The 19,493-nt window shown below is 54.2% G+C and carries 19 protein-coding genes; 17 read left to right on the top strand and 2 right to left on the bottom strand.

Going from position 1 to position 19,493, the window contains the following annotated elements:
- Both K7J14_RS08160 and K7J14_RS08155 read left to right on the top strand, forming a co-directional pair.
- Positions 1 to 1,107, top strand: coding sequence for a ribonuclease H-like domain-containing protein (locus tag K7J14_RS08160; protein WP_230755166.1), 1,107 nt, complete (start codon positions 1 to 3; stop codon positions 1,105 to 1,107).
- A complete protein-coding gene (locus K7J14_RS08155; protein ID WP_230755164.1) occupies positions 1,100 to 3,448 on the top strand; it encodes an ATP-dependent RNA helicase in 2,349 nt (782 codons plus the stop codon). Before K7J14_RS08160 ends, K7J14_RS08155 begins: the two co-directional genes overlap by 8 nt.
- On the opposite strand, the gene K7J14_RS08150 is transcribed toward K7J14_RS08155, so the two are convergent.
- Entirely contained in the window at positions 3,354 to 4,304 is a 951-nt protein-coding gene (locus K7J14_RS08150) for an aminotransferase class IV (RefSeq protein ID WP_230755162.1), read from the bottom strand. The genes K7J14_RS08155 and K7J14_RS08150 overlap by 95 nt on opposite strands.
- A gap of 225 nt (positions 4,305 to 4,529) precedes the next feature.
- On the opposite strand from K7J14_RS08150, the gene flgF reads away from it, so the two are divergent.
- From flgF to K7J14_RS08085, 13 genes are all read left to right on the top strand, one after another.
- A complete protein-coding gene (flgF, locus tag K7J14_RS08145) occupies positions 4,530 to 5,345 on the top strand; it encodes a flagellar basal-body rod protein FlgF (protein WP_230755159.1) in 816 nt (271 codons plus the stop codon).
- Between the two features lie 46 nt (positions 5,346 to 5,391).
- Positions 5,392 to 6,186 (top strand): flagellar basal-body rod protein FlgG, encoded by a 795-nt coding sequence (gene flgG / locus K7J14_RS08140; protein ID WP_230755157.1) that lies wholly within the window; start codon positions 5,392 to 5,394, stop codon positions 6,184 to 6,186.
- Positions 6,187 to 6,224: 38 nt separating this feature from the next.
- A complete protein-coding gene (locus K7J14_RS08135; RefSeq protein WP_230755155.1) occupies positions 6,225 to 6,812 on the top strand; it encodes a rod-binding protein in 588 nt (195 codons plus the stop codon).
- 75 nt (positions 6,813 to 6,887) lie between these two features.
- Positions 6,888 to 8,222 (top strand): hexokinase family protein, encoded by a 1,335-nt coding sequence (locus tag K7J14_RS08130; RefSeq protein WP_230755153.1) that lies wholly within the window; start codon positions 6,888 to 6,890, stop codon positions 8,220 to 8,222.
- Positions 8,223 to 8,228: 6 nt separating this feature from the next.
- Positions 8,229 to 9,047: a PilZ domain-containing protein gene (locus tag K7J14_RS08125; protein ID WP_230755151.1), complete on the top strand. Its 819-nt coding sequence runs from the start codon at positions 8,229 to 8,231 to the stop codon at positions 9,045 to 9,047.
- Positions 9,044 to 9,394: a hypothetical protein gene (locus K7J14_RS08120; RefSeq protein ID WP_230755149.1), complete on the top strand. Its 351-nt coding sequence runs from the start codon at positions 9,044 to 9,046 to the stop codon at positions 9,392 to 9,394. The genes K7J14_RS08125 and K7J14_RS08120 overlap by 4 nt, the downstream gene beginning before the upstream one ends.
- 21 nt (positions 9,395 to 9,415) lie before the next feature.
- The gene (locus K7J14_RS08115; RefSeq protein ID WP_230755147.1) at positions 9,416 to 10,597 is read left to right on the top strand and encodes a hypothetical protein; all 1,182 of its coding nucleotides are present in this window, start codon (positions 9,416 to 9,418) and stop codon (positions 10,595 to 10,597) included.
- A complete protein-coding gene (locus K7J14_RS08110; RefSeq protein WP_230755144.1) occupies positions 10,591 to 12,165 on the top strand; it encodes a ComEC/Rec2 family competence protein in 1,575 nt (524 codons plus the stop codon). The genes K7J14_RS08115 and K7J14_RS08110 overlap by 7 nt, the downstream gene beginning before the upstream one ends.
- Positions 12,143 to 13,024: a 16S rRNA (adenine(1518)-N(6)/adenine(1519)-N(6))-dimethyltransferase RsmA gene (gene rsmA, locus K7J14_RS08105; RefSeq protein WP_230755142.1), complete on the top strand. Its 882-nt coding sequence runs from the start codon at positions 12,143 to 12,145 to the stop codon at positions 13,022 to 13,024. The genes K7J14_RS08110 and rsmA overlap by 23 nt, the downstream gene beginning before the upstream one ends.
- Positions 13,015 to 13,707: a YggS family pyridoxal phosphate-dependent enzyme gene (locus K7J14_RS08100; protein ID WP_230755140.1), complete on the top strand. Its 693-nt coding sequence runs from the start codon at positions 13,015 to 13,017 to the stop codon at positions 13,705 to 13,707. Before rsmA ends, K7J14_RS08100 begins: the two co-directional genes overlap by 10 nt.
- Positions 13,704 to 14,165, top strand: a complete 462-nt coding sequence (locus K7J14_RS08095; protein WP_230755138.1) for a hypothetical protein — start codon at positions 13,704 to 13,706, stop codon at positions 14,163 to 14,165. Before K7J14_RS08100 ends, K7J14_RS08095 begins: the two co-directional genes overlap by 4 nt.
- Positions 14,152 to 15,087 (top strand): RluA family pseudouridine synthase, encoded by a 936-nt coding sequence (locus tag K7J14_RS08090; RefSeq protein ID WP_230755136.1) that lies wholly within the window; start codon positions 14,152 to 14,154, stop codon positions 15,085 to 15,087. The genes K7J14_RS08095 and K7J14_RS08090 overlap by 14 nt, the downstream gene beginning before the upstream one ends.
- A complete protein-coding gene (locus tag K7J14_RS08085; RefSeq protein WP_230755134.1) occupies positions 15,084 to 15,821 on the top strand; it encodes a pseudouridine synthase family protein in 738 nt (245 codons plus the stop codon). Before K7J14_RS08090 ends, K7J14_RS08085 begins: the two co-directional genes overlap by 4 nt.
- On the opposite strand, the gene K7J14_RS08080 is transcribed toward K7J14_RS08085, so the two are convergent.
- A complete protein-coding gene (locus K7J14_RS08080; protein WP_230755132.1) occupies positions 15,754 to 17,127 on the bottom strand; it encodes a bifunctional folylpolyglutamate synthase/dihydrofolate synthase in 1,374 nt (457 codons plus the stop codon). The genes K7J14_RS08085 and K7J14_RS08080 overlap by 68 nt on opposite strands.
- A 60-nt stretch (positions 17,128 to 17,187) precedes the next feature.
- On the opposite strand from K7J14_RS08080, the gene murC reads away from it, so the two are divergent.
- Positions 17,188 to 18,630, top strand: coding sequence for a UDP-N-acetylmuramate--L-alanine ligase (murC, locus tag K7J14_RS08075; protein WP_230755130.1), 1,443 nt, complete (start codon positions 17,188 to 17,190; stop codon positions 18,628 to 18,630).
- Positions 18,627 to 19,493 carry a YicC/YloC family endoribonuclease gene (locus K7J14_RS08070; RefSeq protein WP_230755128.1) on the top strand — a complete coding sequence of 289 codons (867 nt, stop codon included), beginning with the start codon at positions 18,627 to 18,629 and terminating at the stop codon, positions 19,491 to 19,493. Before murC ends, K7J14_RS08070 begins: the two co-directional genes overlap by 4 nt.

Here is a 19,493-nt window from a genome sequence, read left to right as displayed (position 1 = left end):
ATGGCGAAGCGCAGCGGATTATCCGGACGGCTTGAGCGGATTCGCGCCGGGAAAACCTCATCGCCGGCCGGCATGGTCGAGGCGATTCCTGAAGTAGAAACCGGTCTCGATGCGACAGGAGCGGATGGTTCGATGTTAACCGGATGGACGGCGCATGACGGCCAGTATTATGAAAAGGAATCCCGAGTCGCGCTCGATTTCGGACCTGTGAAAGCGTTTTCGCCTCATCTTCCTCTGTTGTTTCCCTCGCAGAGAGATATGTTGTTGCATTGTAATGATTTTGAATTGTCAAAACGGCTTGTCTTTTTCGATCTGGAGACGACGGGTCTTTCACACGGAAGCGGTACCGTCGCGTTCATGGCTGCTGTCGGAAAACTGGAAGACGGAGGAGCGGTTTTGACCGTGCATCAGCTCATCCTTGCCGATTATCCGGGAGAGCCCTATTTTCTTGAACGGCTTGAAGCCTTGATCGGGAAAGACCCGATACTCGTGTCTTTCAACGGAAAGTGCTTCGACAGCCAGATACTCGTAACCCGAAATCTCATGAACGGACTGCGGCCTTCCTATCTTTCGAGTTCGATTCTCCATCTCGATCTATTGCATCCTTCCCGGCGTTTATGGAAAAGAAAGCTTGAATCATGCCGGCTGCAGACGATCGAAGCTGCGATGCTCGGCGTCGTCAGGGAGGACGATCTTCCGGGAAGCGAGGCGCCGGAAGCCTGGTTTTCCTGGCTTAAAACCGGCGACAGCGGAAATCTGCTCAGGATAGGCGAGCATAATCTGATCGATTGCGTGAGCCTTGCGCGGCTGCTTTTCCGCCTCGATTCCGCAATCGAAGCTGCGGAGGGACGGGCGGCACTGATCCGTGCCCTCGCGCTCAGATCCGAAAAAAAATACATGGAAGCGGCTTCCTTTCTGAAGGACTGCGTTCTCGAAGGCGATCCCCTGGCGCTCCGCCTTTCGGCTGTCGACAACGAGCATCGGCTGGGCGATCTGGAAGAAGCCCTCCGGTGCGCCGAAGCGCTCGGCGACGAAAAGCGGGCGGCTCGCCTCGTTTCTAAAATCTCGAAACTGAATGCACAGGGAGAATTTCCCGAACATGGCTGAACTGCCCATAACAGCGCATCTTTCATCGATCGCAGAGACTCTCAAAAAATCCCCATCCAATATTGCCGTATTGACGGCCGAAACCGCCGCCGGAAAATCTACCGCGGTTCCCCCGTTTTTCCTTTCGGCCTTCCCGGGACGCATACTCATGCTCGAACCCAGGCGCGTGGCCGCTCTCGCCATCGCCGAACGGATAGCGGAAACGCTCGGCGAGCGGTGCGGAGAAACGGTCGGTTACCGGATGCGGCTTGAATCCCGGATTTCGCGAAACACCCGCATCGAAATAATAACCGAAGCGGTTCTGACCCGGATGATTCAAAACGATCCTGCGTTGACGGGAGTTTCGGTCGTTATTCTCGATGAATTCCACGAGCGGTCGCTTCACGGAGATCTTGCGCTCGCGCTCTTGAGGGAAGTGGTTACGCTTCGCGGCGACCTCAGGGTTTTAGTGATGTCCGCCACGATTAACGCGGAAAAGATCGCCGCGATCCTCGACTCTCCCGTCGTTTCCGTTCCCGGACGGACCTGGCCGGTGGAAATCGTGCACAAAGCATCCTCTCAGCCGCGGAGAATCGGGGATGCGGTCGCGGACGCGGTTCTTGAAGAATTGCGGGAGACCGATTCGACCGGGATTCTCTGTTTTCTGCCGGGAATAGCCGACATCCGTCTCGCAGAACAGCGGCTGCAGAATTGCGGAGCCGAGGTCGCCGTTCTCCACGGATCCCTCTCTTTTTCCGAACAAAAGATGGCTCTGCGGAACCCGGACGGAAAACGCCGGGTTATACTGTCGTCCTCCATCGCGGAGACCAGCCTTACCGTTCCGGGCGTTTCCACCGTCGTCGATTGTGGTTTCGCCCGCATCAGCCGTCTCGATCCGCGCACCGGGATGACTCGCCTTGAAACCGAACCGGAAAGCGTATTTTCGGCCGCTCAGCGAGCCGGGCGCGCAGGCAGAACCGGCCCCGGCCGCTGCGTCAGGCTGTGGGCGCAGCAGGATCTGCGCGTGGCGGAAACTCCCCCGGAAATCGTGCGATCCGATCTGATTCCCCTCGTGCTTGAATGCGCGGTTTGGGGCGCGAGAAAGGCCGAAGACCTTCAGTGGATAGACCCTCCGAACAGCGGAGCCTGGGCTGCCTCGCGCGAAATTCTCGCCGCTATGGGGGCGATCGACGAATCCGGCGCGATCACCGAGCGGGGGAAGTTTCTTTCCTCTCTCGGCCTGCATCCCCGGCTCGCAGCGGTCGCGCTTGCGGGAGGCTTCGAAAAGGCTGCCTCGCTGGCGGACCGTTCGGGAAATCCGCGGGAAAAGGAATTGGCCCTTAAGGATTTGAAGCGCCGCCTTGCGCAGGTCCCCGCGCGATTCTTTTCCGCGGCTGGGTCTCCTTCCATGAGCCTTCTCGAAGGCTTCCCCGACCGCATAGCCCGGCATCAACAGGACGGATTGTATAAATTCCCCTCAGGGCGCGTCGCTCGCCTTGCCGGAAGCGATGCCGCCTCGTATGCGGTCTTTCCCGAGTGGATCGTAGCGCCCGATGTTGACGCAGGCGAGCGGGAAGGCCGCATATATTCCTGCGAAATCCTCCCTTCCGAGGAGGCTCTTCGCTGGATCGAGGCAAAGGCTTCGACTGAAACGTCAATCGAACTCTCGGGTTCCGGCCCGCTCGCGAACCGGAAAATCAGAAAGGTTCGCCGTACGTTTTACGGAAAACTGATATTAAGGGAAATTCAGACCCAGGCGTCTCCTGAGGATATTCCGGAAGCTTTCTGCCGCCTTCTCCGCGATGAAGGAATCGATATTCTGCCCTGGAATCAGGCTTCGCGGCTTTTTTACGCGCGATGCCGTTTTTTGCGTCATCGCAGATCCGGCGCCGTTCCGTCCGCGAATGAGCTTCTCGAAGATCCGGAGAACTGGCTCGTTCCCTTTCTCGACGGATCGGGAAACCTCGCCGAGCAGCGTTTTCTCGAGGCTCTCAGATGGAAGTTCGACGGGGCGGAGGTCGACTCGTTCGTGCCGCTTAAAATAAAGCTGGCTAACGGAATCGAGCGTCCGCTCTCATGGGAAGAATCCGCCGCCGGGGAGCTGCCGACCCCTGTCCTGGAAACCCGCGTGCAGGATCTGTACGGCTGCTGTTCGACTCCCGAGATACTGGGGGAGCCGATCGTGCTCAAGCTTCTGTCGCCGGCTCGCCGTCCCGTGCAGATCACCCGCGACCTTGCGGGGTTCTGGGCCGGTTCCTGGAAAGAAGTCAGAAAGGACATGAAGGGCCGCTATCCCCGACACGACTGGCCCGAAAATCCGGCGGAATCCGCTCCGCTTCGATCCAGCCGCGGACCGAATTGACCGCCCATATTCTGTCCGCCCGATGCCAGTCGTCCATGTAGAGCTTCTTTTCCTGCACGAGGCCCCTTTCAAGGATGCCTGCTCTGAATACACCCGGGAGAATTCCGGAATCGAGGGGCGGCGTGTATTTTTTTCCGTCGATTTCCAGCACGATGTTCGCCCTCGTCGTTTCCATCAATTCGCCTCTGGAGTTGACCAGAACAGCGTCGGCCAACGCTTCGCCGTACATGATCCGCGCTTCGCGAAGCGCAGCGTCGAGATGCTCTCTGCGCGATGTTTTGTGCGCGAAGAAGGGATTGTCCGCCGCGAGCCGTCCGGGAGCAGGAGCAACGCAATAGGGAGCGGGAAGCGGGGGAACCGGATCGCATTCGATTTTTCGCGTACCGTTAGCGCTGCAGAGTATTCTGACCTTCCAACTGCCGTCCGTAGTATTTCGGCACAGACTTAAGAGCTCGTTTTCCAAACCGTCGTGCGTCGATTCGGGCAGAAAGAAATAACGGCAGCTCTTCCGCAAGCGCGCAAGATGCGCGTCCAGATCCGAAATCCCGCCGTTTTCCAGCAGCATGCTGTCGAATACGTAAAAGCCGTCATCAGAGTCGAGCACCGCCGTTTTATCAAGGCATTCGCGCCGTTCGGCGAGCGCATCCGATCCCCAGACGATTCCGCTCCCCGTTCCGTAGCGCGCGCTCTTGCCCGCATGGTCGAAGACGGCGGTTCTGATCGCGACGCGTACATTCGCGACGTTCGACACGTAATCGGCTTCGGTTCTTCCGGTTGCGTTACCCGGTACAGCGGATCGAAGGCGGGCGAGGCTTCGTAGGCCATCCAGAGCGCGGCGTATTCTCCTGCCTCGCATCGCTTGTCTGCCGTTTCCAAAAGAGAAGGAATCTCCTGCGCGCGATGCGTTTCGAGTATATCAAGCTCGTCTTCAAGCATTCTCCAGCTTGAATCGGAGTGTTCATAAAACACGACTTTCATGGGGAAGACTATACCCTGAATAAATATCTCAGTTCCAGAGCCGAAATTCCGATAATCATATAAGAATCGGCAATGCCCGCGATTATGAGAATAGGAGAAATCAATGGTACGTGGATGGTATACCGGCGCGAGCGGAATGCTTGCCCAGCAGCATCGGCTCGACGCTATATCGAACAATCTCGCGAACGTCGATACGACGAGCTACAAGCGCGATGTGACCGTCAGCAAGAATTTCCCCGAGCTTCTTTTGCGCAGGCTCCAGGACGACGGAGTGTATAAGAATCCCTTCGGCTCCGCCGACGCGGCCCCCATAATCGGCAAAATCGGACTCGGCGTAGAACTGAACGAACTGTTCACCGATTTCTCGCAAGGTTCCTACAAACAGACCTCCTCGCCTTCCGACATGGCGCTGGAGGGCAGGGGATTCTTTGCCGTGGAAACCCCTCACGGCGAACGCTATACGCGCAACGGCAATTTCACACTCGGCCAGGAAGGCTATCTCATGACGAAGGAAGGCTTTCCCCTGCTCGGCGAAAAAGGCCGGATCTTCCTGCAGGATTCTGTGTATACAGTCAACAAAAACGGCGAAGTATGGGCCCGGCCGATCGGAAACCCCGAGGCCGACTCTGAACTCGTCGACAGGCTCAAGCTCGTCGGCTTTGAAAACGACCGGTACCTGAAAAAACAGGGTTCGAGCCTCTATATCGACACGCCCGTATCCGGGCCCGCCTTGCCGGCTGAAGGACCGGAGCGGCCGCTGGTGACCCAGGGCTTCATCGAGGCGTCCAACGTGAACGTCGTGCACGAAATGGTGCAGATGATCGAAGTGAACCGCGCCTACGAAGCGAACCAGAAATCGATACAATCAGAAGACACGATGATGGCGAAACTCTGGGGCGAGACGGTAAAGATGAGATAAACGCTTTGACTGACAAGATCGACGCTGCATTCGAAGGAGATGTGAAATGGTAAGAAGTTTATGGACTGCCGCCACCGGAATGAACGGCCAGCAGGCAAATATTGATACGATATCGAACAATCTGTCCAACGTGAACACCACCGGCTTCAAGAAGCAGCGGGTTGAATTCGAAGACCTGTTGTATCAGACGGTTAAAACCGCGGGAACGCCGGCCACCGAAGACACCATAACTCCCGTAGGCGTGCAGATGGGCCACGGCGTGAAAGTCGCCTCAACCTTGAGAATGTTCGACCAGGGTTCTCTTCAGAACACCGGGAACATCAGCGACATCGCGATACAGGGAGAAGGCTTTTTTAGGGTGCTCCAGTACGACGGCTCCTATGCCTATACCCGCGACGGCTCGTTCAAAATAGACGCCGAGCGGCAACTGGTCACCTCTAACGGCTTGAAGGTGCTTCCTGAAATCACCTTTCCCGACGGTTTCCGCCAGGATACCCTCACCGTGACTCAGGACGGCCGCGTCTCCGTTAAAGTGGACGACCTCGACGATCCTGTGGATGTCGGTATGATAGAACTCTATCGTTTCCAGAATCCCGCGGGATTATCGTCTGTGGGCGAGAATCTCTATAAGCAGACCCCCGCGTCGGGAAATTCGATTGCGGGAAGGCCCGGATTCGAAGGCTTCGGCAAAGCGATCCATAAATTCCTTGAAATGTCGAACGTATCGACAGTAGGCGAGATGGTAGGCATGATCGTCGCGCAGAGAGCGTACGAGTTCAGTTCGAAGGCCATTCAAACGAGCGACAATATGCTTCAGACCGCGGTAAGCCTCAAGCGCTGAACCTGATCGGCCGATAATCTGAAGCGGAGGGCACACTGATGACGGGACTTCTTTCCAGCGCAACTCTTGCCGCCGGTTCGGCAGGACTCGGGGCAGGCATATCGGGCATCGGCGGCATGGGCGGATTGCTCGACAACGCGAAGGCGCAGGAAACCGAGCGCCGTTTTTCCGCTCTCATCGACGGAATCCGCTCCGGAATAGACGAAGACGACGCGTCTTCGTCCAGCACCTCCTTAGGCGGCGCCCTTTCGAAAAACCTCTCGCAGAACGGTCTCCAGGATCCCCGGCTTCCCGGAGACTTCATCAGTTCACTTGCGAAAAAAGATATCACGTCAATAGACAAGGACTCCCCGCTTGTGGGAGCGGCGGCCAATGCAGGACAGAAAGGCAAGATCGACCGATCATCAAAAATCTATGAACAGGCGTTGGAGCTCGAATCGTATTTCGTAAAAATAATGCTCTCCTCCATGAAAAACACCATACAGAAAACAGGCATCGACGGAAAAGAAAGCTTCGCATCCGGAATGTACAACGACATGTTTTACGACGAACTCGCCAGAACGGTCACAAAATCCGCCGGATTCGGCCTTGCCGACCAGGTCTATCTTCAGCTTACACGCTCGTAACACGCAGGGAAAGCTGGCATATTTTCAATAGCAATGCTATACTATTGACAATATTTTCCAGAAAAGAGGTGCGTAATGAATCCCCGATATGCAGTTCATGCCTTCCTGGGCAGACATAATTTCCAGGCCGGCGGCCCGAGCGTTAATTCGATAATTCAGACGATGATGTACGATATGGAAGAAGGCCTTGTCCGAGATCCTTCGAACCCTCCCGCTCAGGGACCCTCGATGGACATGATTCCCACCTGGGCTGTGCCTCCGAAAAGCTCTCCGAAAAATAAATCCGTCATCGTAATCGACGCCGGCGGCACCAATTTCCGTTCCTGCCTGGTAACTTTCGACGCGAACGGTACCCCGACTATTTCAGATATGGAAAAAAAGGCGATGCCCGCGACGGATCGCGAATATACAAAAAAAGAATTTTTCGAAACAATCGCTTCGTTTCTCGATCACCTGAAGAATAAGGCCGACCTAATCGGTTTCTGCTTCTCCTATGCGATGTCGATCACCCCTGAGGGCGACGGCAAGGTGATTCAGTTCTCCAAGGAAATTAAAGCGAAGGAAGTCATCGGTTCGCTCGTCGGCGAAAGCCTCTCTGACGCTCTTGTGGAACGCGGCTGGAATCGCCCGAAAAAAGTCGTTCTGCTTAATGATACAACCGCGGCTCTCCTTGCGGGAGCGTCTGCCGCGACGAACGGTAAAGAATACGATTCCTACGTCGGCTTTATCCTTGGAACCGGAATGAACGCTGCCTACATCGAATCCGGCGCGATACCGAAGATAGCTTCTCTGGGAGCGCCCGCTCCCGAAAGCCAGATAATCGTCTGCGAATCAGGCAAGTGCAACAAGGTCGCGCGCAGCGATTTCGACGCTGTTCTGGATAACTCCACCAACTCTCCCGGCCTCTACGGATACGAAAAGATGTGCTCCGGCGCCTATCTGGGCCCGGTCTCCCGCCTCGCTCTCGTAGAAGCGGCTAAGGAAGGCCTGTTTTCTTCAGCCGTTTCGGCGAAACTCGCCGCTGTAGATACTCTTGAGCTCAAAGACATGGACCAGTTCTTCTACGGACCATACCGGACCGACACCAAGCTCGGCGCGATCCTCGCTGCAGGAAACGAAGCGGACCGCGAAACAGCGTTCCGTCTTCTCGACGCCTTCGTCGAGCGTTCAGCCCGGCTCGCAGCCGCGAACATCGCAGCCGCGATAATAAAAAGCGGAAAGGGCACGAGTCCCGTCCGCCCGGTCAGCGTGCTTTGCGAAGGAACCACATTCCTTCGCACCCACAATCTCAGAGAGCGGGTAACCGGATATCTCAACCAGGCGCTCACTGAAGAGCGGGGAATCTGGTACGAGATAGTCACGATGGACAACGCGGTGACTCTTGGTTCTGCTGTTGCGGGACTCATTTAATTTTCCATGTATATCGCGTTACTGATCCTGATCGCGGTGATTTTCCTCTCGGTTATCGCTTTTTTGCTGACCGAGAGGGGAAAGAATCTGCGCGAAAAAATACTTTTCTTCTCCGCGGGTCTGGACTCGGGCTTTAAGCCCGGCCAGATACTGCTATTGTTAAAAGTAGGAGAATACGCGGAACTCGAAAACCTTCAATCCCTTTTCTGGTCTCTTCCCGCTCTGGACCGGTGCATCGCCGAGATAGTCCGCCGGGCGCACCAGAGGGGAACCGAAAATACGGAGGAGCACCAGAGCTTGATGGCTCGCCTCTACTCGTACCGGACGGAGGTCGAGCTCGAACAGTCCAGAAAGAAGCGCGGCCTTGAATCGACCCGCGACATTCAGGTCGGTCAGAAAGTGAGAATCCTGCTTCCGGGAGTCGGCGTTTTCAGCTCGAAGGTTGTAAAGAACAATTCCCGAGACCTCGTGTTCGACTATCCCTCGAGTCCGAAAATCCAGGCTACATCGATCGATTGGGCGAACAGAAACATCAGCGTCTATTTCTGGCGTCATGAAGACGCGGGCTATGTATTCGATACGGTCGTCCTTCCCGATCCTCTGTCCGCGGGACGGGCCATACTGCACGCCGCGCATTCGTTCCAGCTGGTGAGATCCCAGAAACGAAAATCGGTAAGGGCGAAATGCTCGATTTACGCGCAGCTGTATCTCGTCAAGCCCGGCGAAACCCTCAACTCTTCTCTCGAAGGCGATCCCGGCATGAAATGCCTTCTCGAGGATCTTTCCGAAGACGGAGCTATGTTCGTCGTCGGGGGAAGGCGATGAAGGGGATGCAAGTAAAAATCCAGTTCGCGGTTCACGACGTCGTCATTGTAATGCCGGGGGTCATACGCGCCGTCGAATACAACGCTTCTACCAATCAGTCGCGCCTTCATCTCGAATGCACGGAATTGAATCAACGGATGAAAAACGCCATACTTACCTTTGTATACAATGTGCTCCCCGAAGAAGAACGGGAGCGTTTCGATGCTATCCGGCTCAGCGAGGAAGACAGTCTGGACGGCAAGCCAGGAGCATCCGCAACAGTCGGCGATGAAGCAGAAATCCTTCCGCTTGTGTCCAATATTGACGAGGACGCACTGCCGGAATTGCCGGATTTCGCAGCGAAATAACTGCCTCACGGAGGTGATGAATTGAAAAAACGAGCTCTATTCCTGTTTCTTTTGATCGGAACTCTGGTATCGGCCCAATCGGCGGATCCTGTCGTTCTATCGTATCAGCGGAATTTCATTCGCGCGAGCATGAGCACGAAAATCGAGCTTCTCAACGATGCCTCGCGCATCAGCACGGTGAACATGACGCCGTTGTATCTCGACGCGATGCAGTTCGTTCTCCAAACGCTGCCGGTTCTCGGAACCGATTCGCAGTTGATGGATTTAGCGGCCGCCGCGGCTCAGCGCGTCGCTGCATGGCCAGATCAATCGGTGCTTCCGGTTTTGAAAGTCCTTTTCGAGAACGTTCCCGATCCCCGGCCGAGAATAGCCTGTCTTGAGACCTTCGCTGTTCTCGCCTCGGACAACGAAGAATACATCGGTTTTCTTTCAGACTGGCTGTCCACTTCCCTTGATGCTCTTGATCAGGGAAAAACGGTCGATTTGAGATCGGCAACCGCCTGCGCAGCCGTACTTGGAAAAATGGGCTCGGTCGTTTCCTTTCCGGTCCTGTTCCGCGGTTCTTCGGGGCAGTACGATACAGGGCTGGTTAAGGCCTCGGAAACAGCGGTCAATCAAATACAAAACGGGTATGCCGACGCCGTTTTGGGCAAAATAGCTGATCGCGACATATCTATCGTACATAAGGCGTTTTCGCTCTCCCGGAAAAAAAGCGATCTATCGTCCGCGGACTCGGGCCGCATTGCCGAAGCCGTTTTTTCTCGTTCCGTCGCTGTCCTGTCTGAAAGCGGAAGCATACCCAATCGGCTTGTTTCTCAAATGACGACAGATTCAATGGAGCAGCTTACGCGGCTTAAATGGTCGAACGCGTCCCCGATGGTTGTAAAGTATTTCTACGCGGTTCAAGGCGAATACAAAACAGGCAAAGCCAGCGTCGAGTCTCTCGTTCCCGTCGTCGGCTGTTTAGGCGCAATGGGCACAAACGAAGCGGCTCAAGCCCTGTCGATCTTTCTTGGATTGCTCAATTCCGAAACCGAGCAGAAGAAAACCTTTAACGAGCAATTAATGCTCGCACTAATTCAAGCGTTGGGAGACCTTGGCGATAAAACCGCTTTTGACTATCTTCTCTATGTAGGTTATCTCGAATATCCCGAATCGGTTAAAAAGGCCTCTCGCGACGCGCTCGCGAGGCTTCAATGGTAAGAGAGTCGACACACGTTCCTCCTGTAGTTCCTGTGGCTGTTTCGGCGGCGTGCGCTTTTTATGCGTTCACCGCATTGTCGTCTCTTCTGACGCTTGAACGCCGGCTTGCTGCCGTAATTGATTTCGGCGTCGCAGTGACGGCCGCCGGCATCGCAGCCTCGCTCTATATATCGCTCCGCTCCCGCCCTGAGACCGGATGCAGAACAATCCGTTTTATATATGCCGGCATTCTGCTCGCTTTTACTGCGTGGAGCGTTCATGCGACGACAGCCGGCAGGTATGCAAGCCTTTTGCCACGCGATCAGTGGCGGACGGTGTATTGCACAGCCCGGGGAGAACCCCGCAACTGGGGCGAAAAATTCCGTGTTTTAACCTGCGATGTCCGCGAAGTTACAGACGCTGCCGGCGCCGTATTTTCCGCAAGCGGAACTATGGAGGCCGTCCTTCCGGCCGAACTAGTCCGATCCGGTTTGCCGGGGGGAATCGCGGACGGTAGGGGAACGAGATCCTATATTGCAGATGGATTCCCCCTCGTTCTTTCAGGCGAAACGCGGAAAGATAGAAACGGACGATCGGCCTTTTATGCCGATGCGATCGTGGCGCGGCAAACGGTTCCAACGGATTCGGATCAAGGCGTCGGCATACCGATGCGGCTGCGCTCTGCACTGAGGCTTCGCCTTATACGTTTGCTCTACGAATTGGGAGCATCCGGAGGATTTCTTCTGGCGCTTCTTTCCGGAAGCAGAGAATATCTCGAGCCTGATACGGCAGAAGCGTTTAGATCGACAGGGCTTTCGCATATTCTTGCCTTGTCGGGAATGCATTTATCTCTTTTGGGCGGAGTCGCCCTGGGAGCCGGAACTAAAATAGGCGGCAGGAAGCTGGGAATCAGGCTTGCGCTGCCGGCAATGCTTTTTTTCGTCTGGTTCGCCGGATCTTCTCCCTCGTTATTGAGGGCCCTCCTCATGTCCCTTTTATCGCATGGATGCCTTCTTCTGGGAATTCCGGTTAAAGCGGGGGCTCTTTTGGCAGGGGCAGTGATCCTTCATATGATGATCGCTCCGGCCGACATGGTTTCAATCGCCTTCATGCTCTCGACCGGGGCTCTTCTCGGCATAATCGTCATCGGCGAATCGCTTACTGCTATCGTAAAACCGTCTATTCCCGTATCTCTTGCCTCTCCGATCGCCGCGTCCATCGGCGCCCAATGCATGACGGCTCCTCTTGTTTCTCTTGTCTTCGGATGCCTCGCTCCCTGCGGCATTCTCGCATCCGTATTCGTCAGCCCGTTCGCATCGTTTTTTTTGGTTTCCGGACTGGCGGTTGTAACTATTTCCCTGCTAGTTCCAGCATTCGCCCACGCTGCCGGCGCCTTGATCGAGATTCAGTATGCATGCATCCTTCGAATTATCGATTTTTTCAGAGCGTTTCCCCCATTGTCATTATCATCTGCGGCGGGTAAAATGACCGCCGGCTTTATGCCGCTGCTCATAGGCCTTTGCTTTGTATATCTCTCTTTCAGAAGTTCCAAGAGGAGGTCTTCGCTTGAATACTTTACCGGATTATGATTCTCCCACCGCGCTGAAACTCTACCTCGAGGAAAGAGGGCTGGGCATGCAGAAGAAATTCGGACAGAACTTTTTGGTAAACCGAAGCAGCCGCACTCGTCTGGTCGACGCCCTCGGAATAGAGAAAGGCTCTACGGTATGGGAAGTCGGACCGGGATTGGGTTCAATGACGCATGAAATACTGGAGCGCGGAGCCGAGTTGACCGCGTTCGAAATAGATCGCGGTTTCGCGGCCGTTCTCAGGGATATTTTTTCGGAATATCCCAATTTTTCCCTGATCGAAGGCGATGTCTTAAAAACCTGGGAAAAAGAATTTACCCGGGCCGGAACGCCCCAATGCCTGTTCGGAAACCTTCCGTATAACATCGCGGCTGTTATCCTGGGAGATTTCATCTCGGCGGGAATCAGGTTTGAACGCATCGTTGTTACCGTTCAAAAGGAAGTCGCCCTCAGGATGGCGGCAAAACCCGATTCAGAGGATTACTCTTCGTTTTCCGTATTATGCCAGTGGGGGTACGATGTAAAACCGCTGATGGATCTTGCGGGAGGTTCGTTCTGGCCGCAGCCGAATGTCACAAGCCGGGCAGTCGTGCTTGCAAAGCGTTCGGACTGGCCTCGTTGTTCCTCTCCTAAGGTGTTCATGTCTCTATTGCGCGGTCTTTTTTCCTCGCGCCGCAAAACGCTTCGCAATAATTTCACCGCATGGATGGCGCTCCGCTCGGAATTTACCGGTTTTTCGAAGGAGTTCCCGGAGCAAATTCTTATAGAAGCAGGCATTGATCCGTCAGCAAGGGCAGAGACATTGAAGGTCGATGATTTTCTCAGGCTTTCCGATACGGTGGTTTCCAAATGGGCGTGAAAGAGAATTTGGACGACATCCGCGAACGGATAGCTAAAGCGTGCCATCGTTCCGGCCGTTCTCCCGATTCAGTCGCCTTGGCGGCAGTGAGCAAATTCCATTCCCGCGATGAAATCTTGGAAGCTCTGCAAGCCGGGCACGTATTGTTCGCTGAAAACCGCGCGCAGGAAATCGTCGATAAATTTCCCGATATTCTGGCGCATCATGCCGGCGCGGCCGTCCATTTCATCGGTTCCCTTCAACGGAATAAGGTGAAGAAAATCCTCCCTCTCGTGTCCTGCATACAATCCGTAGATCGCCGCGAAATATTGGCGGAAATCGGCAAGGAAGCCGCTGCGCTTCAAAAAACGATGCCGATTCTGTTCGAGCTGCATACGGGAGAGGATTCGAAAGCGGGATTCGCTGGCGAACAAAGCCTTTTCGAGGCGATAGATCTGTTATCAGAATATCCTTATCTCCGCTGTTCGGGCTTGATGACGATGGCTCCGTTCACCCGGGAAGAAAAGCCGATCCGCGATTCATTCAGAAAAGCGATAGCCGTAAGGGATGAATGCGTGAAAAGATATCCTTCGCTCGATTTTTCGTGCATATCGATGGGAATGACGAACGATTTTGAAATAGCGATAGAAGAAGGATCAACCCTTTTGAGAATCGGAACCGCTATTTTCGGAGAGCGCGCATGAAGCCCCTGCTCGCGCTGGTGTTACTCGTTTTTTCTCTTTCGTTCGCGGGCGCGGCCGAAGCAGAGAAGCCGGAACCCTACGGACCGGACGAGTTTTCAGGCTGGCAGCAGGATCTGCGACGGGCCGAAATACTGTCCTTCGGCGCTCTTCCGTTCGTGACCTTTTTCTCTTCAATCTATTACGATGTGTGGCGGTATTACGACCATGATCAGGATGAAGGCTATCTTCCCTGGCCGTTCAAGAACTCGGATACCGCGGTGCCTCTCTCGGAGGATGAACAGAAAAAAGTGTTCATTACTTCGATCGGCATATCGATCGGAGTCGCGGTCGTCGACTTTGCCTGGCAGACGATTCAGAGAAGCCGGAAAAAAAAGGAAATCCGCAGGCAATTACGGGATTACAAGGATCCCATCGTCGTGACTCCAGTTAATCCGGAGGAAAGCGTTGCCCCGCAATAAATATACGGTAGATTCCTCGGCGGGGTCCGGCATGCGGCTGGATAAGTACTGCGCAACGCTCGAGGGCGCTCCGAGCCGTTCGAGGCTTAAAAACGGAGCTCTCCAGATAGTCGTAAACGACGCACCCGCTAAGATGTCCCGCCAGGTGCGCGCCGGCGACGTTATAATAATCGAATGGGAAGATCCTTTGCCTGAAACTCCCGAACCAGAGAACATCCCGTTGGACATCCTTTACGAAGACGAAAACGTCACCGTCGTAAACAAGAAGCAGGGAATGGTGACACATCCGGCCGCCGGAAATTGGACGGGGACTCTTGTGCACGCCCTGTTATGGCATTGGGGCGGCAGATGTTCCTGCGGAGGCATGCGCCCTGGAATCGTCCATCGATTGGACAAGGACACTTCGGGAGTCCTCATAACCGCGAAAAATCGAGAGAGCGAAACCTGGCTGCAGGATCAATTCAGCGGGAGAAAGGTGAAAAAAATCTACGCCGCTATTTTGTCCGGAGTGCCGAAAAAAAAAGACGGCGAAATCAAGACGCATCTATTTCGCGATCCGAGAAACCGTAAACGCTTTACCTGGTCTGAAGAATCGGGCAGGGGCAAGGCCTCGTGGACAAGCTATCAGGTTGTTGCCGTGTACGGAAGCTACTCGCTAGTACTGTTCACTCTGCATACTGGTCGAACCCATCAACTCCGGGTTCACAGCAAATTCTTGGGCTGCCCCATTCTCGGCGATCCTGTTTACGGTAAAAAAGACCCTCTGTTCCCGTCGGCTACGCTCATGCTCCATGCGCGCTCGCTGACTATAGCCCTGCCGTTTTCCTCCGAAATAAAAACGTTCATCGCTCCCTTTCCCCGGAGATTCGCCAAGGTAATTCGAAAGCTCAGGGATACCTATGACCGCAGGAAAGAGCTTTGATTCAGGAACCCCGCGTCATAGCCGATTCGCTCAGCTGGACTTTGCTTGAAAAACCCCACGGATTGCCGAGCGCGCCTTTAAAAATCGATGAAACGCTCAATCTGACTAGTTGGTTTCTGGATCGCTTTCCGGAGGGCAGGAACGTGAAGGGCTATAAGGATATTGAATTCGGTTTAGTTCATCGGCTGGACACCGCGACAACGGGCCTGGTGCTTTTTGCGAAAACGCAAAGCGCCTTCGACTTTTTCAAACAGCAACAGGAACGCGATCAAATCAATAAAACCTATCATGCTTTATCGACTCGATTATCCGATGCGTTTGCCTCACCCTGGACAGAAATTTCTCAATTCCGTTCGTGGGGTCCGGGAAGAAAAGAGGTGAGGCCGGTATACAGAGGCATGAAGGGCTGGATCGACGGCGGCAAAGAGTATCGTACCGAAATACGCGCTATCGAGCCGGTTGATTTCCCTTCATATGATTACAACTCTTCGGGAAAAACCGTTTTGATCGAATGCAACATTACGAAAGGGTTCAGGCATCAGATCCGGTCGCATCTATCAATGCGCGGATACCCGATAATCGGCGACCGTCTTTATCATCCCGGCTGGAAGGGCGTCCCTGAATCCGAAGACCCTCCGCTCCAGCTCTTTGCGACAGGAATCCGGTTTATCGATCCGGATTCAATGAAGCAAGCAGTTTTTTCGCTTCAGCCACCAGATAAAAGGAACCGGTGATCAAAAGAGGTCTTCCCTCGTCCCGTGATCGCTGAACGGCTGTCGTTATCGCATTTTGATACTCAGGCATCCCTTCCAGCCGGGAATCAGCTTTACTCCCGCGTTCCCTCTCGAAGGCTGCGAGGACGCGGTCGAAGTCGCTTTGTTTTTTATCTCCGGGCCGGGTGACGGTGATATGGGCAAAATCAGCATCGAAAAGCCGAGCCATTTCGTCGACGTTTTTGTCGGCCGCGCATGCGAACACCAGGTTCGCCGGCCCTGAATAACGGGAGCGGAATGTCTTCATGGTCAGCGCAAGGCTTTTTACCGTATGGGCTCCGTCAAGCACAAGCGGCGGGTTATTGCCGACTATTTCGAACCTGCCGGGCAGCCAGGCGCGCGACAAGCCTTCTTCAATGACCGATTCTTCAAGATCGGGGATGATCGCTTTTGCGGCGCAGGCCGCGAGCGCCGCGTTTTCGGCTTGGATGATCGAAGGGAGGGACAAAGTAAATGAAAGCGGACGTGAAAACTCAGGATTGAATGCCCCTCGGTTATGTTTAAATGAGATTTCTACCTTCAATCCTGTATCGACGGGTTCGGCATGCAGGGAATCTATTACTTCCGTCAGCTCGATCAACGGAGCTTGCATCGATTGGGCTTTGGCCCGGAGAACCGATAGAGCCTTCGCGTCCTGGGGAGCCGTAAAAACAGGCACGCCCGGCTTTATAATGCCTGCCTTCTCTCCTGCGATGGCCTCGATCGTATTACCCAGATATTCGGTATGCTCCAGCTCGATCGGCGTTATAACCGATGCTTCGGGGAGAATTACATTGGTCGCGTCCAGTCGGCCGCCCAGCCCCGTTTCAATGACGGCCCAGGGCAGTTTCGCTTCCTGAAAAACGACGAAGGAAAAGAGGGTAACCAGCTCGAACCAGCTCGGTTCCCCATGGCCGGGAATGGATCCCGGGATGATCGAATCCACCAGCGGAACAACCCGATCGCAGGCTCTTCCGTATATTTCTTCGGAAAACGGCTGTCCGGATCTGGTTACCCGTTCGGTGAAATCGAGCAGATGGGGCGAGGTATACAGGCCTGATTGCCTGCCGGAGGCTTCCAGTATGGAGGAAAGCATTACAGAAACCGAACCCTTGCCCTTCGAGCCTGCGACATGAATCGAACGAAACGAAGCTTGCGGATTCTTAAAACGCTGAACAAGGAATCGGATCGTCTCCAGAGAGAAATCCTCTTTTTTGCGTATCCGTTCATAATCGAGATAATTTTCGAGCCATTCACAGAATAGTTCTGTCTGTCGACGTGGACGCATCCCGTTATTATGCTGTAAAAACACCTTGCGGTAAAGTACCCATATTGGTATTATTCTTGAATGAAGCACTTCGTTTTACCCGAGGATCTGAATGGATTCAGGATTCATTTGGTCGGAATTAAGGGTACAGGCATGGCGGCTTTGACGGAATTGTTGTGCGCGAAAGGAGCTGTCGTTACCGGCAGCGACGTGCCGGAGATTTTTTATACCGACGCCATTTTAAATGCGTTGGGCGTCAAGGTGTTCGCCTCTTTTTCGCCGGAAAATATTCATCCCGATACGCGGCTTGTCATCCATTCGTCGGCCTACTCAAGACAGTCGAATCCCGAACTGATCGAAGCCGCCAAGCTGAGCATTCCGATGCTTTTATATTCCGAGGCGCTTGGAGAATTTTCCGCTCATTCCTACTCCTGCGGAATCGCCGGCGTTCACGGAAAGACCACCACGACCGGCATGGCCGGAACCCTCCTGAAGGGCTTGGATCTTGACGGATCGGCTCTTGCGGGGAGCGTTATTTCCAGTTTCGACGACCATTGCACCATGATCAACGGGAACCGCTTTTTCATCGCAGAAACCTGCGAGTATCAGTATCATTTCCTTTCGTTTCATCCCAGAAAAATACTCCTTACGAGCATAGAAAGCGATCATCAAGACTGTTTTCCGACCTACGAATCGATTCTTTCCGCCTTTATGCAATACATCAACAAGCTTCCCCAATACGGAGAGCTCATTTATTGCGCAGACGACCCGGGCGCCTGCGAAGCGGCGCGCATGATCTTTTCAAGCCGGCCTGACATGGTTTTCACCGGCTATGGAGAAAAGGCCACCGGAGATTACCGGATAGAATTCAAGGGCATCAGGAACGAGCGCCAGGTCTTTTCGGTGAAGGGGTTTCCCGGCGATTTCAAGTTGAAAGTTCCCGGGCGCCATAACGTGAAGAACGCGGCCGGAGCCCTGGCCTTGACGTTCTCACTCGCGAAGGAAGCCGGAAAGGAAATCGACTTCTCTCTGCTCGGCAAAGCACGGGAAGCCCTGGAGTCTTTTTCAGGTTCGCGCAGAAGATGCGAAATTATCGGCGAAAGCGGCGGAGTGCTCATTATCGACGACTACGGCCATCATCCGACTGCTATCCGTTCGACCCTCGAAGGGCTTAAAGAATTTTATCCTGAACGGAGAATCATCGTGGATTTTATGAGCCATACCAATTCGAGAACCGAAGCCCTCCTCGAAGATTTCGCAGCTTCATTCGGCGCCGCTCATGAAGTGATTCTGCACAAGGTGTATGCTTCGGCCAGGGAGGGTCCCGATACGGGAGCAACCGGAATGAAACTTTTCGAAGCCGCTAAAAAGAAACATAAGAACGTCAAATTTTTTCAGGAAGTGCTTGAGGCTCGACCCTGGCTTAAGGAACATCTCCTTCCCGGAGATCTTTTCGTTACGATGGGAGCGGGGGATAATTGGCGTCTCGGAAAAGCGGTTTTGGAGGATCGGAGAAACGTATGAAAAGCATGACCGGCTATGCGTATAAAGAATGCTCGATAGAGGATGGAACTCTTTCCATCGAAATAAAGTGCTATAATTCACGCTTCCTTGACCTTACTGTCAACCAGCCGTGGTGGCTCAGCAGAATAGAAACAAAATTGAGGGAGTTCGCCTCCAAGAAGGTTCAGCGCGGCAAAATGGATGTAACGGTGAGGGTCCGGGAACGGAACGCCAATATTCAGGTTACAGCGGATCCTGGTGCGGCCCGTTCATACATGGAAGCCATCACTGAGATCGCAGACGCCTTGTCCCACACCGATGCGATACCGCTGTCTTTGATCGTAGCTCAGGAAGGGGTGCTCAAGTCCGAACGAACCATCGATCCTGAACGTTATTGGCTGTTGCTTGAACCGGTTTTGGAATCCGCCTTCGCCGATTTCGAAGCTTCGCGCATCACCGAAGGTCTTGCGCTCAAACGCGATATTTTAAACATGATATCGAGGCTTGATAAGGACGCTGAAATATTCGAATCCTGGGTGCCCGAGATGGAGAAAATCTTCAAGGACTCCGTTCGATCCAGATTCGAAGAACTCCTCGGTTCCGCTGTAGACGAACAGCGTGTTATGCAGGAAACGGCGGCCCTGTTGATGAAGTATACGATAAACGAGGAAATAGTTCGGTTGCGCGCCCATCTTGTGTCTTTGCGGAACGAACTGGAGAGCAATCCGGCTCCGGGAAGAAAAGCGGATTTCATCTGCCAGGAGATCAACAGGGAAGTGAACACCATCGGTTCCAAGAATCAGATTCTAGAGGTCGGAGCCGCCGTCATAGACGCAAAAGACGCGCTCGAGAATATCCGCGAGCAGATGCGCAACATCGAATAA

The organism is Teretinema zuelzerae, from assembly GCF_021021555.1.
In the GTDB taxonomy this organism is placed as follows: Bacteria; Spirochaetota; Spirochaetia; order Treponematales; family Treponemataceae; genus Teretinema; species Teretinema zuelzerae.
The sequence above is the reverse complement of the archived record's forward strand: the minus strand, read 5'-3'. Positions and strand labels throughout refer to the sequence as shown.